The organism is Agromyces sp. CCNWLW203 (assembly GCF_036576125.1).
GTDB lineage: Bacteria > Actinomycetota > Actinomycetes > Actinomycetales > Microbacteriaceae > Agromyces.
Map to the genome: position 1 here is coordinate 189,101 of NZ_JAZHYX010000002.1, position 16,721 is coordinate 205,821.

Genomic DNA, 16,721 nt, shown 5'->3' on the forward strand with positions numbered 1-16,721 from the left:
TCGGCGCGAGGCATCCGAATCGACCAGCTTGACGGGCCGGCGGCCTCGCCGCCTCGGGGTACCCCCTGAACTGGGCGCGCGGCACCGGCCCGGTGCGCGGTACGCTCGCGACAGGCGGCCACCCGTCGCGGTGACCCCTGCCCTCGGATTGGAGGACCCCATGGAGACGCCCGAACGTCCCCTTCGCGTCGCGATCGCCGACGATGCGCTGCTCCTCCGCGAGGGCATCGCGAAGGTCCTCGCCGACGGCGGACTCGAGGTCGTCGCCTCCGTCGGCACGGGCGCAGAGCTGCTCGGGGTCGCCGCCCGCGGCGGGCTCGACGCGGCCGTGCTCGACATCCGCATGCCGCCGAGCTACCGCGACGAGGGCATCGTCGCCCTTGAAGAGATGCGCGCGCAGGGTTCGACGATCGGCGTGCTGCTGCTCTCGATGTACGCGACTCCCGAGTACGCCCTGCGCGTCATGGGTGCGGGCAGCGGCACCGGCTACCTGCTGAAGGAGCGCGTCTCCGAGCCGCAGACCCTCGTGCGTGCGGTCGAGACCGTCGCCTCGGGCGGCTCGGTCGTCGACCCCGAGGTCGTCGAGCAGCTCGTGCAGCGCACGCGCGCCGACGATCCGCTCTCGCGCCTGACCGAGCGCGAGCGCTCCGTGCTCGAGCTCATGGCGCAGGGCTACTCCAACGGCGGCATCGCCCAGACGCTCTTCCTCGGACTGAAGACCGTCGAGACGCATGTGCGCTCCATCCTGCAGAAGCTCGACCTCGAGGAGTCGCCCGAGCACCACCGCAGGGTGCTCGCGGTGCTGACACTCCTCGGCGCGAGGTGATGGCCCCCGGCCGCAAGGGCCGGATCATCAGGCGCTCCATCGTCATCGCGGTCGTCGTCGCCGCGAGCCTCACGATGGAGATCTCGGGGTACCTCGCGACCCCCGAGGCCATGCGGCGCGAAGTGTCGTGGACGACGCTGCACGCGATCGTGCCGCTGGTGTTCGCGGCGAGCGCCGGGGTGGCGTGGGCGATCGGCCCGTCGCGGCTGCCCGCCCGGCTCATGGTCGCCTTCCCGCTCGTGTGGATCCCCCTCTCGTTCCTGCGCGTCATCGAGGACGTCGCGTGGCTCTGGCCCTTCGTGTACGGCGTGCACCTGTGGTGGGCGGTGCTCACCGGCATCCTCGTGCTGCTCTACCCCCGCGGCAGGCTGATCGACGGCGTCGACCGCTGGATCGCTGGCATCGCCCTCGTCACCTCGGTCGGCTACCTGCTCGGGGCGCTGCTGCTCGGCCAGCCCTCACCGGCGGTCTGCGACTGCGCCCCCAATCCGTATCTCGTCGCCGATGCCCCCGGGGTGTTCGCGATCATCGACGTCGGCTACCGCCTCATCGGCGTACTGCTCGCGATCGTCATCGCCGTGCGGCTCCTCGTGCGCTGGGTGCGCGGCAGCGTGCCCGCCCGCACCGTCGCGTTCCTCATGCCGATCGCCCTGATCGCCTGGGTGATCACGCTCGCGAGCCAGGCCGCCGCCTACGCCTCGGGCGGAGCCGACCTCGTGCTCGACACCGTCTCGCTCGTCGCGATCGCCTCCATCCCGGTCAGCTTCGTCGCGGGCATCGCGCACGCCCGCAACATGCGGGCCCGCGTCGCCGACCTCATGCGCATCACCCGCGAGGGCGCCGATCGCGGCCTCTGGGCCGAGTCGCTCGCCCGCACGCTCCGCGACGCCTCCGTGCGCGTCTACTGGTGGGACGAGGAGCGAGCCAGGTATGCGGATGCCTCGGGGGAGCCGCTCGACGCGGACCCCGTCGCCCTTCGTGCCGACCACGGCCTGCTGCCGGTCTCGTCGCCGACCGGCATGCCGATCGCCGTCATCCGCCACGACCGCGTGCTCACCGACAACATGCGGCTGCTCGACGGCGTCTCGAGTGCACTGCGCCTCTCGGTCGACAACGGCCGGCTGCGGTCGGAGATCGAGCGCACGCTCGAGCAGGTGCGCCAGTCGCGGAGCCGCATCCTCGAAGCGGGTGACGAGGCGCGACGCCGCATCGAGCGCGACCTCCACGACGGGGCGCAGCAGCACCTCGTCTCGCTCGGCATGCGCCTGCGCCTCGCGGCGAACCAGGCCCGTGACCGCGGGGTCGAGCCGCTCGGGGTCGAACTCGACGGCACGATCCTGATGCTGAACCAGGCGCTCAAGGAGCTCAGGGAGCTCGCGCACGGCATCCACCCCTCGCTGCTGTCGTCGGGCGGGCTCGCGCTCGCCGTGCCCGAGCTCGCGGGCCGCTGCCCCGTGCCGGTCGAGATCGACGTGCAGCCCGAGGGGCGGTTGCCCGAGGTCGTCGAGTCGACGGCGTATTTCGTGGTCTCCGAGGGGCTCGCGAACGTGGCGAAGCACGCGCAGGCGACCCGGGGCTGGGTGCGCGCCGCGCTCGTCGAGGGCGAGCTCGAGCTCGTGGTGCGCGACAACGGCGTGGGCGGGGCGTCGCCCGACGGCAGCGGCATGCTCGGAATCGCCGACCGCGTCGACGCCGTCGGCGGGCGATTCCGCCTCGACAGCGAGCCCGGCGCGGGCACGACGATCACGGTGCGCATCCCGCTTCCTTCTTCGGGGTGAGCCTGCCGAAACCCGTCGCTCGTCGGGTGGGTTTCGAGTCCCCAACCCCTCGACCTTCGGGTCGCGGTTTAGGGTCCTCAAGCCGCGGTGGCGATCAGGCGCGCCAGCGGCACGCCGCGAGGTCGATGCGGTAGCCGTCGTCATCGGCGGTCGGCCGCAGTGGCGTGCCCTCGTCGAGGTAGTGCTGTCGGGCTCGCTCGGCGTGCCCTGCCGGCGGGCGCCCGCCCGCCCGAACGACCCGCCACCAGGCCACCTCGCCGCCGGAGCGCGCCATCACCTGACCCACGGCGCGTGCGCCCCGCGAGCCGAGGAGCGCCGCCACGTCGCCATAGGTCGCGACCTGTCCCGGCGGGATGTCGGCGACGACCACGAGCACGGCCTCGACGAATCCCTCGGCGTGCTGCTGCGGCATCCGCTGTGCCTGATCGCTCGCGTGGCTCGTCAGAGTTCGAGCGCGCCGATGACGTCGCCGTACGCGGTCTCGCCGATGTCGGTGAAGCCAATGCGGTGGAAGAACGCCTCGGGGCCCTCTTCGCCCGGCTCCCACAGCACGGTGATGCGGTCGAAGCCGCGGCGCTTGGCCTCTTCGGCGAGCGCGGTCGCGAGGTAGCGGCCGACGCCCTTGCCCTGCACCTCGGCGTCGACGTTGATGCGCCAGATGCACGCGCGGAACTCCTCGTGCTCGTTCTCGGGGTCGAAGTTGCCGTGGATGAAGCCGACGACCCGGTCCTCGAGCAGGGCGACGCGCTGCCACGCGGTGGCCGGGTTCACGACGGAGGACTCGGCGGAGTAGGTGACCGGGGCGATGAACTGCTCCTGGCCGGGCTTGAGCGACAACGAGTTCGCCGCCACGATGTTCGACGCCGACAGATCTTCCAGTCTCAGCTCAGCCATGGGCCAAGGCTAACCTGTGGGGCCGTCACGTCGGTAGCCGAGCGGGCACATGCCCAGAGCGAACGAGCGGATGCCGCGGCCCCGACGGTCTCGCATCGACGCGGGCCGTGCTCGATATCCGGTCGGAACTCTCTCGATGTCGAGATATTCGCGCGACGCGGTAAGCTGGCAGACGGCGTGTCCGACCGCCCAGAGGCTTTCCATTTCCCCACCAGAATCAAGGAGACATCCGCTTTGTCGAAGATCAAGGTTGAAGGCACCGTCGTCGAGCTCGACGGCGACGAGATGACGCGCATCATCTGGCAGGCCATCAAAGACACGCTCATCCACCCGTACCTCGATGTGAACCTCGAGTACTACGACCTCTCGATCCAGAAGCGCGACGAGACCGACGACCAGATCACGGTCGACGCCGCCCACGCGATCCAGAAGCACGGCGTCGGCGTCAAGTGCGCCACGATCACGCCCGACGAGGCTCGCGTCGAGGAGTTCGGCCTGAAGAAGATGTGGCGTTCGCCGAACGGCACGATCCGCAACATCCTCGGCGGCGTCATCTTCCGCGAGCCCATCATCATCTCGAACATCCCGCGCCTCGTGCCCGGCTGGAACAAGCCGATCATCGTCGGCCGCCACGCGTTCGGCGACCAGTACCGCGCCACCGACTTCCGCTTCGAGGGCGAGGGCACGCTCACGATGACCTTCACCCCGAAGGACGGCTCGGAGCCGCAGCAGTTCGAGGTCTTCCAGTCGCCCGGCTCCGGCGTCGCGATGGGCATGTACAACCTCGACGAGTCGATCCGCGACTTCGCCCGCGCCTCGCTGAACTACGGCCTGTCGCGTAACTACCCCGTCTACCTCTCGACGAAGAACACGATCCTGAAGGCCTACGACGGCCGCTTCAAGGACCTCTTCCAGGAGGTCTTCGACACCGAGTTCAAGGCGCAGTTCGACGCTGCCGGCCTCACCTACGAGCACCGCCTCATCGACGACATGGTCGCGGCGTCGCTCAAGTGGGAGGGCGGCTACGTCTGGGCCTGCAAGAACTACGACGGCGACGTGCAGTCCGACACGGTCGCGCAGGGCTTCGGTTCGCTCGGCCTCATGACCTCGGTGCTGGCCACGCCCGACGGCAAGGTCGTCGAGGCCGAGGCGGCGCACGGCACGGTCACGCGCCACTACCGCCAGCACCAGCAGGGCAAGCCCACGTCGACGAACCCGATCGCCTCGATCTACGCCTGGACGCGCGGCCTCGCGCACCGCGGCAAGCTCGACGGCAACCAGGAGCTCATCGACTTCTCGCTGACCCTCGAAGACGTCGTCATCAAGACGGTCGAGTCGGGCGCCATGACGAAGGACCTCGCGGCCCTCGTCGGCCCCGAGCAGGCCTACCAGACGACCGAGGAGTTCCTCGCGACGCTGGCCGACAACCTGAAGGCGCGCGTCGCCGCGTAGTCGACACGCCTCGAGACGGGGGTCGGATGCCGCTGGCATCCGGCCCCCGTTCGCGTTCCGCAGCTCGCAGCTGCGAGTGCACCGAATGCGTCGCTTGGCGTTTCCGCCGTGGAGGCGAGGCGGGTTCGTGGAGGATGGACGCATGGCACGACTCCTGAAGCTCGCCCGCAGGTACTGGGTCGTCACCCTCACGCTCGGCATCGGCCTCGCGGGCATCGTGCTCGCCCTCACGGGTGCAGGCGCCGCCGTTCCGTGGATCTTCAGCGTCTACGCGCTCGGCGTCGCGGCGTGGCAGGCCGTCGGCATGGTGCGCGACATCCTGCGCGGGCACTGGGGCCTCGACATCCTCGCGGTCACCGCGATCATCGCGACGGTGCTCGTCGGCGAGTACATCGCGGCCCTCCTCGTCGTGCTCATGCTCACGGGCGGGGCGGCCCTCGAGGACTACGCGAACCGCCGCGCGAAGCGCGAGCTCGACGCGCTCCTGACCCGTTCGCCGCAGCACGCGCACCGAATGGAGGGCGAGTCGATCGTCGACGTGCTCGCAAGCGACGTGCAGGTCGGCGACGTGCTGCTGGTGCGTCCGAGCGAGATCGTGCCGGTCGACGCGACGCTGCGCTCCGATGAGGCGAGCTTCGACGAGTCCTCCATCACGGGGGAGTCCGTGCCGGTCGAGAAGCTCACGGGCGATCTCGTGCTGAGCGGCTCGATCAACGGCCAGGCCGCGGTCGAGGTCGTCGCCGCGGCATCCGCGGCCGACAGCCAGTACCAGCAGATCGTCGCTCTCGTGACGGCCGCCGCCGACTCGAAGGCGCCCGTCGTGCGCCTCGCCGACCGCTACGCCGTGCCCTTCACGGTGTTCTCCCTCGCCCTCGCGGCGGTGGCCTGGTGGGCGTCGGGCGACCCGGTGCGCTTCGCCGAGGTGCTCGTGCTCGCCACCCCGTGTCCGCTGCTCATCGCGGCGCCCGTCGCGTTCATCGGCGGCATGAGCCGCTCGGCGAGGAACGGCGTGATCGTGAAGGGCGGGGGAGTGCTCGAGCAGCTCGCCGCCGCGAAGACGGCCGTGTTCGACAAGACGGGCACGCTCACTCACGGCACGCCGACGCTCGTCGCGATCCGCCCGGAGCCGGGGTTCGGCGAGGACGAACTGCTCGCCGCGGTCGCCTCGGCGGAGCAGTACTCGTCACACGTGCTCGCGACGTCGATGATCGAGGCGGCGAAGCAGCGTGGACTCCCGCTCGTCGAGGCCGACTGGGCGCGCGAGGCCGCGACGAACGGCGTCACGGCGAAGCTCGACGGTCGAGAGGTCGTGGTCGGCAAGTTCGCGTTCGTGCAGGAGCAGGCGTCCGAAGCCCGGCGCACGGCGATCGCGCCGGGCGAGCTCGCCGTCTACGTGGCCGTCGGCGGGCGCTTCGCGGGGGCGATCCTCGCGAGCGACCGACTGCGCGACAACGCGCGGGCCACGCTCGATCGCCTCGGCGAACTCGGCGTGCGCCAGACGATGATGCTCACGGGCGACGCGAAGGCGACCGCCGACCACATCGCCGCCGAGCTCGGCATCACGCGGGTGCGCGCTGACTGCCTGCCGGCCGACAAGGTCGCCGAGGTTGCTGCGATCACCGAGCGCCCCGTCATCATGGTCGGCGACGGCGTGAACGACGCCCCGGTGCTCGCCGCCGCCGACGTCGGCATCGCGATGGGCGCGAAGGGGGCGACGGCGGCGAGCGAGTCGGCGTCGGCGGTGATCCTCGTCGACGACATCTCGCGCACGGCGAAAGCGGTCGAGATCGGCCGCGACACGGTGCGCATCGCGCTGCAGAGCATCTGGCTCGGCATCATCGTGAGCATCGGGCTCATGGTCGTCGCCGCGTTCGGGGTGATCCCGGCGACGGTCGGCGCGCTGCTGCAGGAGGTGGTCGACCTGGTGACCATCCTCGCGGCGCTTCGCGCGATCGGCGGGCGGCTCGACGCGAAGGCGGATGCCGCCGACCGGGCGAAGCGCTCGCTGGTCACAACTCGATAACGCCCCGGGGAATTCGCGCCGAACACTTGCGGCGGGTTTGTTCGTAAGGTTTACTAACAAACGTGACTGCAATGGATGCACAGCGAGGCCCGGTCACCGAGCCGACGCCCCCCACCTCTCCGGTGGCGTCCGAGCTGCACGCCCCATCAGCGCCCAGCGCCGTCATCTTCGGCCGCTCCCGAGCCCTCCGGCCCACCGGCAAAGTGCTCCCCGAGCACGCCCGCACTCACAACCGTGCCCTCGTGCTGCAGACCCTCTACACGGCCGGCGCCCAGAGCCGAGCGGATGTCGCGCGCCAGACCGGTCTCACCAGGGTCACGATCTCCGACCTCGTCGGCGACCTCATCGCCGAGGGCCTCGTGATCGAACTCGGCCAGCGCGAAGACGCCCGCCCCGGCAAGCCGGCCACGCTCATCGACGTCGACCGCGCGGCGTTCCACATCATCGGCGTCGACCTCTCGGAGCACGAGGTGTTCCGCGGCGCGGTCGTCGGCCTCGACGGTCAGATCATCGACCGTGACGAGATCGCCCGGGCCGGCGCGACCGGCGAGGCCGCCGTGCAGCTCGTCGAGCAGCTCGTCGAGCGACTGCTCGCACGCACCACGACCCCGGTGCTCGGCATCGGCATCGGCTCGCCCGGCGTCGTCGACCCGAACGGAGTCGTGCGATCGGCCCCCAACCTCGGCTGGAGCGACGTCGCCCTGCAGGAGCGCATCGCCGCCCGCTTCGCGCTGCCCGTGCACGTCGGCAACGACGCGAACGTCGCCGTGCTCGCCGAGCACGGCTCCTCGCAGCACGACGACCTCCTGCTCGTCAAGGTCGGCCACGGTGTCGGCGCCGGCCTCATCATCGGCGGGCGCCCCGTCGTCGGCGGCGGTTTCGCCGCGGGCGAGATCGGCCACGTCGTCGTCGGCACCGACGGCGGCCCGCGCTGCGCGTGCGGCCGCGACGGCTGCCTCGAGACGTGGGTGGCCGCGCCGCGGCTGACCGCGCAGCTCGCCGAGCTCGACGGTGACGGTGCCACCGACACCGACGCCGCGGCATCCGCTCGTGATGACATCCTGCGCGAGGCCGGCCGCCGGCTCGGCATCGTGCTCGCACCCGTGGTCGGCGCGCTGAACCTCTCCGAGGTCGTGCTGAGCGGCCCGGCCCAATTGCTTGACGGCGCGTTCCACGAGGCCGCCGTCGACACGCTCCGGAAGCGGACGATGGCGGAATTCAACCGTGATCTGAGGCTCCGGATGTCCGAGCAGGCGGAGGACATCGTCCTTCGCGGCGCGGCCGTCATGGTCCTTTCCGGACAACTCGGGGTCACCTAGCTGACCCGCCACCCGGACGTGTTCACCCGAACCGGTTCCGGCGCACCACACCCCAACCAAGAGAAGGAAACCGCAATGAAGAGGAAGTACGCTGTCGCGGCGATCGCAACCGCCGCCGCACTCGTTCTCGCCGGTTGCAGCGCGACCGGCGAGCCCGCCGACGACGGGTCTGCAGAAGGCCAGGACATCACGCTGTGGCTCATGGGCGGCGACACGCCCGACGAGCTGCGCGACTACCTGAAGTCCGAGTACGCCGACGTCACCGGCGGCGAGCTGACGATCGAGGAGCAGGGCTGGGGCGACGCCGTCGCGAAGCTCACCACCGCGCTTCCCGACGCCGCGAACACCCCCGACGTCACCGAGATCGGCAACACCTGGTCGCCGACGTTCACGAACGCGGGCGCCTTCACCGACCTGTCCGACATGTACGACGAGCTCGGCGGCGACAAGCTGCTGAAGTCGTTCGTCGAGGTCGGCGAGGTCGACGGCGCACAGTTCGCGCTGCCGTACTACTTCGGCTCGCGCTACAACTTCTACCGCAAGGACATCTGGGATGCAGCGGGCAAGACCGTTCCCACCACGCTCGGCGAGTTCGGCGAGACCGTCACGTCGCTTCGCACCGACGCGCAGTCTGGCTTCTACATCGGTGGCTCCGACTGGCGCAACGGCATCTCGTGGATCTTCGCCAACGGCGGCGAGCTCGCGGTGAAGGACGGCGAAGAGTGGGTCGGCGCCCTGTCGTCCGACGAGTCGGTCGCGGGTCTCGAGCAGTTCCAGGCCCTCTTCACGGGTGCCTCGAACGCGCCCGTCACCGAGTTCGACAGCACCCCGTGGGTCAACCTCAACAACAACGACGCCACGGGCGTGCCCGAGGCCGCCACGATCATCGCACCCGGATGGGCGCACTGGTCGATCGGTGACCTCGCTCCGGACCCCGAGGACGACACCAAGACGATCGCGACGTGGAACGACGACGTGTTCGGCACGTTCGTCCTCCCCGGTGTCGACGGCGGCGTCGCCCCGGTGTTCGCCGGTGGATCCAACATCGCCGTGTCGGCGGCCAGCAAGAACCAGGCCGGCGCCAAGGAACTCATGAAGATCATCTTCTCCGAGGAGTACCAGACGATGCTCGGCGAGAACGGGCTCGGCCCGGCCAACCTCGACTACGCGTCGAGCCTCGGTGACGACCAGTTCGCGAAGGCCCTCATCGAGTCGGCTGCCGGCTCGAAGCTGACCCCGGCCGCACCCGGCTGGGCCGCGGTCGAGGGTGCCGGCATCCTCGAGGAGTTCTTCGGCAAGGTCTCGGGCGGCGGCGACGTCGCAGCCCTCGCGGCCGAGTACGACGAGAAGCTGACCGAGCTCCTCAACTAGCACCGAGCGGATGCCGCGGCATCCGCAACCTGCAACACACGGGGCCGCGGGCGAGTCTTCGCCCGCGGCCCCGCCCATGAAGTCCGTGACACCAGCACCACTCGAAAGGAGGATGAGACCGTGACAGAGACCCTCACCCGCGACGTCGTCGCCAGCGAAGCGGCGAAGCCCCGTACCCCCCGCGGCCGGCGCCGCTTCCTCTCCGTGCCCCACCTGCTCCTCATCCCCGCCATCCTCATCCTCCTCGTCGGCATGGGCTACCCGCTCGTGTGGCAGGTGATCACCTCGATGCAGGAATTCGGCATCAAGCAGCAGTTCGGGCAGCCTGCCGACTTCGTCGGGCTCGAGAACTACATCAGCCTCGCCACCGACCCCACCATGTGGCAGGTCGTCGGCCGGTCGTTGGCGTTCTGCCTGATCACCGCCGCCATGACGCTCGTCGTCGGGCTCCTGCTCGCCGTGCTCATGACCGCGGTCGGTCGCACGGCACGGCTGACGCTGCAGATCTCGCTGCTGCTCGCCTGGGCCATGCCCGTCGTCGCCGCGATGACCGTCTGGATCTGGCTGTTCGACCGTCGTCGCGGTGTCGTGAACTACCTGCTCGACATGATCCCGGGCGTCGACATGAACCGGTTCTCGTGGCTGTCGAACCCGGTCACCTTCTTCATCGTCGCGAGCATCATCGTGATCTGGATGTCGGTGCCGTTCGTCGCGTTCTCGGTGTACGCCGGTCTCACCCAGGTCTCCGACGAAGTGCTCGAGGCCGCTCAGCTCGACGGCGCGAACGGCGCGAAGCGCCTGCGCTACATCATCATGCCGATGATCCGGCCGGTCATCATGATCGTGCTGCTGCTCCAGCTCATCTGGGATCTGCGCGTGTTCACGCAGATCACGATGCTGCAGGACGCCGGCTCGAAGGCCTCCGAGTTCGACCTGCTCGGCACCTACATCTACAAGCTCGGCGCCGGGTCGCAGGACTTCGGCATGGCGTCGGCGGTCTCCATCTTCGTGCTCGCGCTGACCCTCGCGATCAGCTGGTTCTACGTGCGCTCCCTGCTCAAGGAGGACGAACAGTCATGACCAACTCCGTCACCATCCCCACCGGGGGAGAGCTCGGAGCCACCGCCTCCGCGGTGCCGGTCGGCCGTGTCCGCACGGCCACCCGGTGGAGCCGGCGCTTCCGCCCCCGCCGCGTCCTGCTCACGATCCTCGCGTTCGCCGTGGCACTGGCCTGGGTGTTCCCCGTCTATTGGATGATGAACTCCTCGCTGCTCTCCAATCGCACGTTGCAGTCGTTCATCCCGACCTTCGTGCCCTTCGGCGGCTCGCTCTCGAACTACGAGAACGCGCTCGAAGACGGCTCGTTCTTCACGGCGCTCGGCATCAGCCTCTCGGTCACGCTCATCGCCGTGTTCTTCTGCCTGCTCTTCGCCTTCCTCGCCGCGGTCGCGATCAGCCGGTTCCGGTTCAAGGGCCGCAAGACGTTCGTGCTCGCCGTGCTCATCGTGCAGATGCTGCCCGCCGAGGGCCTGTTCATCGCGCAGTACAAGATGGTCTCGAGCGTCGGCCTCCTGAACTCCGTGATCGGCGTCAGCATCATCTACACGGCCGCGGTCGTGCCGTTCACCGTGTGGATGCTGCGCGGCTTCGTCGCCGGCATCCCCGCCGACCTCGAGGAGGCGGCGATGGTCGACGGCCTCAGCCGTACGCAGGCCTTCATGCGCATCACCTTCCCGCTGCTGGCTCCCGGGCTCGTGGCATCCGGTGTCTTCGCGTTCCTGCAGGCGTGGAACGAGTTCACCGTTGCCCTCGTGCTGCTGCCGGCCGAGCAGATGCACACGCTGCCGCTGTGGCTCAGGGGCTTCATCCAGGCCAGCGCCACGCGCGAGACCGACTGGGGGCAGGTGATGGCGGCGTCGACACTGGTCGCGGTGCCCGTGATCGTCTTCTTCCTCATCGTGCAGGGCCGCATGACCAGCGGACTCGTGAGCGGGGCAGTCAAGGGATGACCGCGACGACTCCGACCGGCGCGGGCATCGACCTCCGCCGGGACATCCTCACGACGCTGCTCCCCGGCTTCGACGGCCCGCAGGCGCCCGACTGGGTGCTCGAGCTCCTCCGCGACGGTCTCGGCGGCGTCTGCCTCTTCGGCTCCAACGTCGAGACACCCGAGCAGTTGCGGGCGCTGAACGCGGCGCTCCGCGAAGCGAACCCGCACGCCGTCATCGCGATCGACGAGGAGGGCGGCGACGTCACGCGCCTCTTCTACGACCGCGGCGCCCCGTTCCCGGGCAACGCCGTGCTCGGCCGCATCGACGACCTCGAGCTGACCGCTCGCGTCGCCCGGGCGGTCGGCGAGGCGCTCGCCGCGACCGGATGCACCGTGACCTTCGCGCCCGACGTCGACGTGAACGCGAACGCCGACAACCCGGTCATCGGCGTGCGCAGCTTCGGCGCCGACCCCGAACTCGTCGCTCGGCACTCGGCCGCGTGGACCTCGGCGCTGCAGGAGACGGGCGTCGCCGCCAGCGCGAAGCACTTCCCGGGGCACGGCGACACCGCGACGGACTCGCATCTCGCGCTGCCGGTCGTCGACGTGCCGCTCGCGACGCTTCGCGAGCGCGAGCTCGTGCCGTTCCGGGCCGCGATCGCGGCGGGCAGCCGCACGATCATGACCTCGCACATCCTGATCCCCGAGCTCGACTCCGAGAGCCCGGCCACCCTCTCCCCGCAGATCCTGAACGGCCTGCTCCGCGGGGAGCTGGGGTTCGAGGGCGTCATCGTCACCGATGCCCTCGACATGAAGGGGGCGAGCGGCGTGCACGGCATTCCCGAAGCGGCCGTGCGCGCCCTCGCCGCCGGTTGCGACCTGCTCTGCATCGGCTCCGACAACTCGGTCGAGGAGATGGCCGAGATCGTCGCGGCCGTCGAGGCCGCGATCGCGAGCGGACGCCTCCCCGAGCAGCGCGTGCGCGAATCGGCGTCGAGGGTGCGAGCGCTCGCGGCCGACTCGGTGCCGGTGCCGGCCGGGCCGGCACTGCCGTCGTCGATCGAGCCGCAGCACGACGCCGAGGAGATCGGCCGCGTCATCGGCGCGTTCGAGGTGACGGATGCCGCGCGCGAACGCCTCGCCCGGTCGCCGCGCATCGGCACGGTCGTGCGCGTCGACACCGTGGCGAACATCGCCATCGGTGTCGCGCCGTGGGGGCCCTTCGCCGCAGAAGACGTCGCGTCGAGCACGTCGTGGCTCGGCGAGGCCGCCACCGTCGCCGTCTCGGAGCAGCAGAGGCTCGCCGATCCGGCGGGGCTCGAGGGCACCGTACTCGTCGTCGGCAAGGACCTCCATCGCCACGCGTTCGCACGCGCGGCGATCGAGGCGCTCCGCGCCGTGCGCGACGACGTCGTGACGATCGACATGGGCTGGCCGTCGAACGATCGGGCCTACGCCGACGTGTCGACCTTCGGTGCTTCGCGCCTCCTCGGCGAGGCGGTCATCGAGTTCGTCGACGACGCGCTCAGGGCCGCGGTGGCGACGCCGTGAGACTCGGCATCGACATCGGCGGCACGAAGACGGCCGCGGTGGCGATCGGTGCCGACGGCGAGCTGAGCGACCAGGTGCGCATGCCGACGGGCTTCGGCGCGGAGGCGGTCGTCGCGACGGCGCTTCGTACCGTCGAGCGCATGGGCCAGCTGGCCGGACTGCACGCGGCGTCGTTCACCTCGATCGGCATCGGCATCCCCGGGGCCGTCGACAGCGCCACGGGACGGGTCGAGCACGCGGTGAACCTCGGGCTCGACGGGCTCGACCTCGGTCGCCGCCTCTCCGACCGCCTCGGCATCGACGTGCGCGTCGAGAACGACGTGAAGGCCGCGGCGCTCGGCGCCCACCACCTCCTCGGCGCACGCGCAGGCGCCGTCGACGGAGCCGGACGGCCCGGAGCGACGTCGATGGCGTACCTGAACCTCGGCACGGGACTCGCCGCGGGCGTCGTGCTCGGCGGGCGCCTCCTCCGCGGCGGCCACGGCATCGCCGGGGAGATCGGCCACATCCCGATCGACCCGGCCGGCGTCATGTGCGGCTGCGGCCAGCGGGGATGCCTCGAGACCGTGGCATCCGGCCTCGCGATCGCTCGAACGTGGCCGACCGATTCCGAGCACCCGGCGCGCGAGCTCTTCGATGCGGCGGATGCCGGCGACGCACGCGCGCTCGAGGTGCGCGAGGAGTTCTTCGCGGGGGTCGCGACGGCCGTGCGGCTCCTCGTGCTGACCGTCGACGTCGATGCCGTCGTGATCGGAGGAGGGCTCGCGGCGCTCGGTGAACCGCTCGTCGTCGGCACACGCCGTATCCTGAATCGGTGGGCGGCCGAATCGGCCTTCCTCGCATCGACCGACCTGGCCACTCGTGTGCAGGTCGTCCCACCCGGATTCCCAGCGGCCGCCGTCGGCGCCGCCCTCGTAGGAGAACACCCATGGCTGAAGTCGTCGTCGTAGAGAACGAAGACGCCGCAGGCGCACTCGTGGCCGACACGATCGTCTCGCTCATCCGCTCGAAGCCCGACGTGGTGCTCGGGCTCGCGACCGGTTCGACGCCGCTCGCGAGCTACCGCGCGCTCGCGCGACGCATCGCCGACGACCGGATCGACGTGCGCGGCGTGCGCGGATTCGCACTCGACGAGTACGTGGGGCTGCCGGCCGGCCACCCCGAGAGCTATCGCGCGGTCATCACCCGCGAGGTCGTCGAGCCGCTCGGCCTGACGCCCGAGCTCGTGCGCGTGCCGAACGGCGATCCGGCCTCGATCGAGCACGCCGGCCCCGACTACGAGGCGGCCATCACGGCGGCCGGGGGCGTCGACCTGCAGGTCCTCGGCATCGGGCGCACAGGGCACATCGGGTTCAACGAGCCGGGCTCGTCGCTCGCCTCGCTCACGCGCGTGAAGACCCTGACCGAGCCGACGCGTCTCGACAACGCCCGCTTCTTCGATTCCCCCGACGACGTGCCCATGCACTGCATCACGCAGGGCATCGGCACGATCCTCCGTGCCCGCCACCTCGTGCTGCTGGCATTCGGTGCGGCGAAGGCCCACGCGGTCGCGGCGGCGGTCGAGGGTCCCGTCTCGGCCAGCCAGCCGGGTTCCGCGATCCAGCTGCACCCGCACACCACGGTCATCGTCGACGAGGCCGCAGCGGCCGAGCTCGAGAACCTCGACTACTACCGGCACGCGTGGGCGAACAAGCCCGCCTGGCAGGGCATCTGACGCGGGCCCTCACCGATGGGTGAGCGGATGCCGCGGCATCCGCTCACTCGTCAGTGTGGGAGTGCTTCGCTGAGCGTGCGCAGGTACGCTTCGTCGTCGAAGTCGTCGACGATCATGCGCTGCACCATGTAGCCCGGCCCGAGCCCCAGCACGACGGGCGCGAGCCGCGTGGCCCACTCCTCGGGATCGCCGTCGACCCGCCGTGGATCGGCGGCGGCCCAATCGAGGAGCCGGGCGCGCACGGTGTCTCGCAGCCGGTGGAACACTCCCTGTACGATCAGGCGGATCTCGTCGTCGACGGCCGCTTCGGCCCAGAGCTGCACGATGACGTTGCTGAACGGTTCGCGGCGCATGCCGTCGAGGAGGGTGGCGATGATCTCCCCGGGAGGGAGTGGCTCCCCGCCACGGCGCTGGGCGTCGAGCTCGTCGCTGCGGGCGTCGAGCACCCGGCTGGCGACGGCGGCGAACAACTCCTTCTTGCCCGCGAAGTGTCCGTAGATTGCGCCGGCCGAGAGGCCCGTCTCGGCGATGACGTCGGCCATCGAGGTGCCCTGGAACCCTTTCACCGCGAACGCCCTGAGGGCGGCGTCGATGATCTCGTCGCGGCGGGCCTCGCGGTACGCGGCGGTGACCTTCGGCATGCTCGGCTTCTCCGTCGATGAGCTGGTTTGCGTTCTTGACAAGCCTAGACGGCCGGTTCAGAATTATAAAGAACGAACATTCGTTTTTCTTCGGAGGAAACATGACCACCCACCCGGATGCCGCCAGTCGGCATACCCCGATCGGCCGCGTCGTCGGCATCGCGCTCGCTCTCGCGGCGGTGGTCGCGGTCATCGTTCTCGCGTTCTCGTGGCCCTCGGTGACGGCGGATGCGAAGAACCTGCCGATCGCGATCACCGGGCCCGCCGAGGCCGTCTCCGCGGTCGAGGCAACGGTCGACGAGCAATCGCCGGGCGCGATCGCGTTCGAGGCGGTCGACGATCGAGATGCGGCTGTCACGGCGATCGAATCCCGCGAGGTGTACGGAGCGATCGTGCTCGGCGCCGAGCCCGAGGTGCTCACCTCATCGGCGTCGAGCCTCGCGGTGACCCAGTTGCTCAGCGGCCTCGCGGGCGGGCTCGAGGAGGGCGTCAACGCGCAGGCCGCCGCCGCGGCTCAGGCGGCAGGCGCGCCCGGCGCGCCGCCTCACATCGAGGTCGCCGTCACCGACGTGGTGCCGCTCGCCGAGACCGACCCGCGGGGCACCGGTCTCACCGCTGCCCTCTTCCCGCTCGTGCTCGGCGGCATGCTCGGTGGCATCGCGATCTCGATCGCCGTGATCGGCGCGATGCGCCGGGTCTTCGCCGTGCTGCTCTACGCGGCAGTCGGCGGACTCGTGCTCACCGGCATCCTGCAGGGCTGGTTCGGGGCGCTGCAGGGCGACTACCTGCTGAACTCGGCCGCCATCGCGCTCGCGCTCGCGGCGATCGCCGCACCGATCACCGGGTTCGTGGCGGTCATCGGCCGAGCGGGCATCGCCGTGGGCCCGGTCGTCATGCTGCTGTTCGCGAACCCGCTCTCGGGCGCCGCGGTGCCGAAGGAGTTCTACCCCGCGCCGTGGGGCGACATCGGGCAGTGGTTCCCGCCGGGCGCGGCAGCGACCCTCGTACGAGAGCTCTCGTACTTCCCGTCGGCCGACATGACGTTCCCATGGCTCGTGCTCGGGGCGTGGGCCGTCGGCGGGCTGCTGCTCTCGGTCATCGGCCACTTCCGCACCGCTGGCGGTGCGGAACCCGACGCCGAGGCGGCCGTCGCGGTGTGAGC

General features: G+C 70.5%; 15 protein-coding genes. 12 read left to right on the forward strand and 3 right to left on the reverse strand.

Annotation, left to right across the window (positions count from 1 at the left end):
• The first annotated feature begins 160 nt into the window (after positions 1 to 160).
• Both VPH61_RS06560 and VPH61_RS06565 read left to right on the forward strand, forming a co-directional pair.
• Positions 161 to 826 (forward strand): response regulator transcription factor, encoded by a 666-nt coding sequence (locus tag VPH61_RS06560; protein WP_332062702.1) that lies wholly within the window; start codon positions 161 to 163, stop codon positions 824 to 826.
• Entirely contained in the window at positions 826 to 2,604 is a 1,779-nt protein-coding gene (locus VPH61_RS06565) for a sensor histidine kinase (RefSeq protein WP_332062703.1), read from the forward strand. Before VPH61_RS06560 ends, VPH61_RS06565 begins: the two co-directional genes overlap by 1 nt.
• Positions 2,605 to 2,698: 94 nt before the next feature.
• Here the strand turns inward: VPH61_RS06565 and VPH61_RS06570 are convergent, their stop codons facing one another.
• Together VPH61_RS06570 and VPH61_RS06575 are read right to left on the reverse strand one after the other, a co-directional pair.
• Complete coding sequence (locus VPH61_RS06570; protein WP_332062704.1) at positions 2,699 to 3,016, reverse strand: MGMT family protein; 318 nt, start codon at positions 3,014 to 3,016, stop codon at positions 2,699 to 2,701.
• A 29-nt stretch (positions 3,017 to 3,045) separates the two neighbouring features.
• Positions 3,046 to 3,498 carry a GNAT family N-acetyltransferase gene (locus tag VPH61_RS06575; RefSeq protein WP_332062705.1) on the reverse strand — a complete coding sequence of 151 codons (453 nt, stop codon included), beginning with the start codon at positions 3,496 to 3,498 and terminating at the stop codon, positions 3,046 to 3,048.
• 234 nt (positions 3,499 to 3,732) lie between these two features.
• On the opposite strand from VPH61_RS06575, the gene VPH61_RS06580 reads away from it, so the two are divergent.
• From VPH61_RS06580 to VPH61_RS06620, 9 genes are all read left to right on the forward strand, one after another.
• Positions 3,733 to 4,950, forward strand: a complete 1,218-nt coding sequence (locus tag VPH61_RS06580) for an NADP-dependent isocitrate dehydrogenase (protein ID WP_332062706.1) — start codon at positions 3,733 to 3,735, stop codon at positions 4,948 to 4,950.
• 142 nt (positions 4,951 to 5,092) lie between these two features.
• Positions 5,093 to 6,973 carry a heavy metal translocating P-type ATPase gene (locus tag VPH61_RS06585; protein WP_332062707.1) on the forward strand — a complete coding sequence of 627 codons (1,881 nt, stop codon included), beginning with the start codon at positions 5,093 to 5,095 and terminating at the stop codon, positions 6,971 to 6,973.
• 62 nt (positions 6,974 to 7,035) lie between these two features.
• Positions 7,036 to 8,292, forward strand: a complete 1,257-nt coding sequence (locus VPH61_RS06590; protein ID WP_442879063.1) for an ROK family transcriptional regulator — start codon at positions 7,036 to 7,038, stop codon at positions 8,290 to 8,292.
• Positions 8,293 to 8,367: 75 nt separating this feature from the next.
• Positions 8,368 to 9,663 (forward strand): extracellular solute-binding protein, encoded by a 1,296-nt coding sequence (locus VPH61_RS06595; RefSeq protein ID WP_332062709.1) that lies wholly within the window; start codon positions 8,368 to 8,370, stop codon positions 9,661 to 9,663.
• A gap of 120 nt (positions 9,664 to 9,783) precedes the next feature.
• Positions 9,784 to 10,743 (forward strand): carbohydrate ABC transporter permease, encoded by a 960-nt coding sequence (locus VPH61_RS06600; protein WP_332062710.1) that lies wholly within the window; start codon positions 9,784 to 9,786, stop codon positions 10,741 to 10,743.
• Positions 10,740 to 11,672, forward strand: a complete 933-nt coding sequence (locus VPH61_RS06605; protein ID WP_332062711.1) for a carbohydrate ABC transporter permease — start codon at positions 10,740 to 10,742, stop codon at positions 11,670 to 11,672. The genes VPH61_RS06600 and VPH61_RS06605 overlap by 4 nt, the downstream gene beginning before the upstream one ends.
• On the forward strand, positions 11,669 to 13,204 hold the full coding sequence (locus VPH61_RS06610) for a glycoside hydrolase family 3 protein (RefSeq protein ID WP_332062712.1): 1,536 nt from the start codon (positions 11,669 to 11,671) through the stop codon (positions 13,202 to 13,204). The genes VPH61_RS06605 and VPH61_RS06610 overlap by 4 nt, the downstream gene beginning before the upstream one ends.
• A complete protein-coding gene (locus VPH61_RS06615) occupies positions 13,201 to 14,154 on the forward strand; it encodes an ROK family protein (protein ID WP_332062713.1) in 954 nt (317 codons plus the stop codon). Before VPH61_RS06610 ends, VPH61_RS06615 begins: the two co-directional genes overlap by 4 nt.
• Positions 14,133 to 14,918 carry a glucosamine-6-phosphate deaminase gene (locus tag VPH61_RS06620; protein WP_332062714.1) on the forward strand — a complete coding sequence of 262 codons (786 nt, stop codon included), beginning with the start codon at positions 14,133 to 14,135 and terminating at the stop codon, positions 14,916 to 14,918. The genes VPH61_RS06615 and VPH61_RS06620 overlap by 22 nt, the downstream gene beginning before the upstream one ends.
• Positions 14,919 to 14,968: 50 nt before the next feature.
• Here VPH61_RS06620 and VPH61_RS06625 read toward each other — a convergent pair whose 3' ends face one another.
• A complete protein-coding gene (locus tag VPH61_RS06625; protein ID WP_332062715.1) occupies positions 14,969 to 15,559 on the reverse strand; it encodes a TetR/AcrR family transcriptional regulator in 591 nt (196 codons plus the stop codon).
• Positions 15,560 to 15,660: 101 nt separating this feature from the next.
• On the opposite strand from VPH61_RS06625, the gene VPH61_RS06630 reads away from it, so the two are divergent.
• Positions 15,661 to 16,719 (forward strand): hypothetical protein, encoded by a 1,059-nt coding sequence (locus VPH61_RS06630; protein WP_332062716.1) that lies wholly within the window; start codon positions 15,661 to 15,663, stop codon positions 16,717 to 16,719.
• The last annotated feature ends 2 nt before the right edge of the window (positions 16,720 to 16,721 follow it).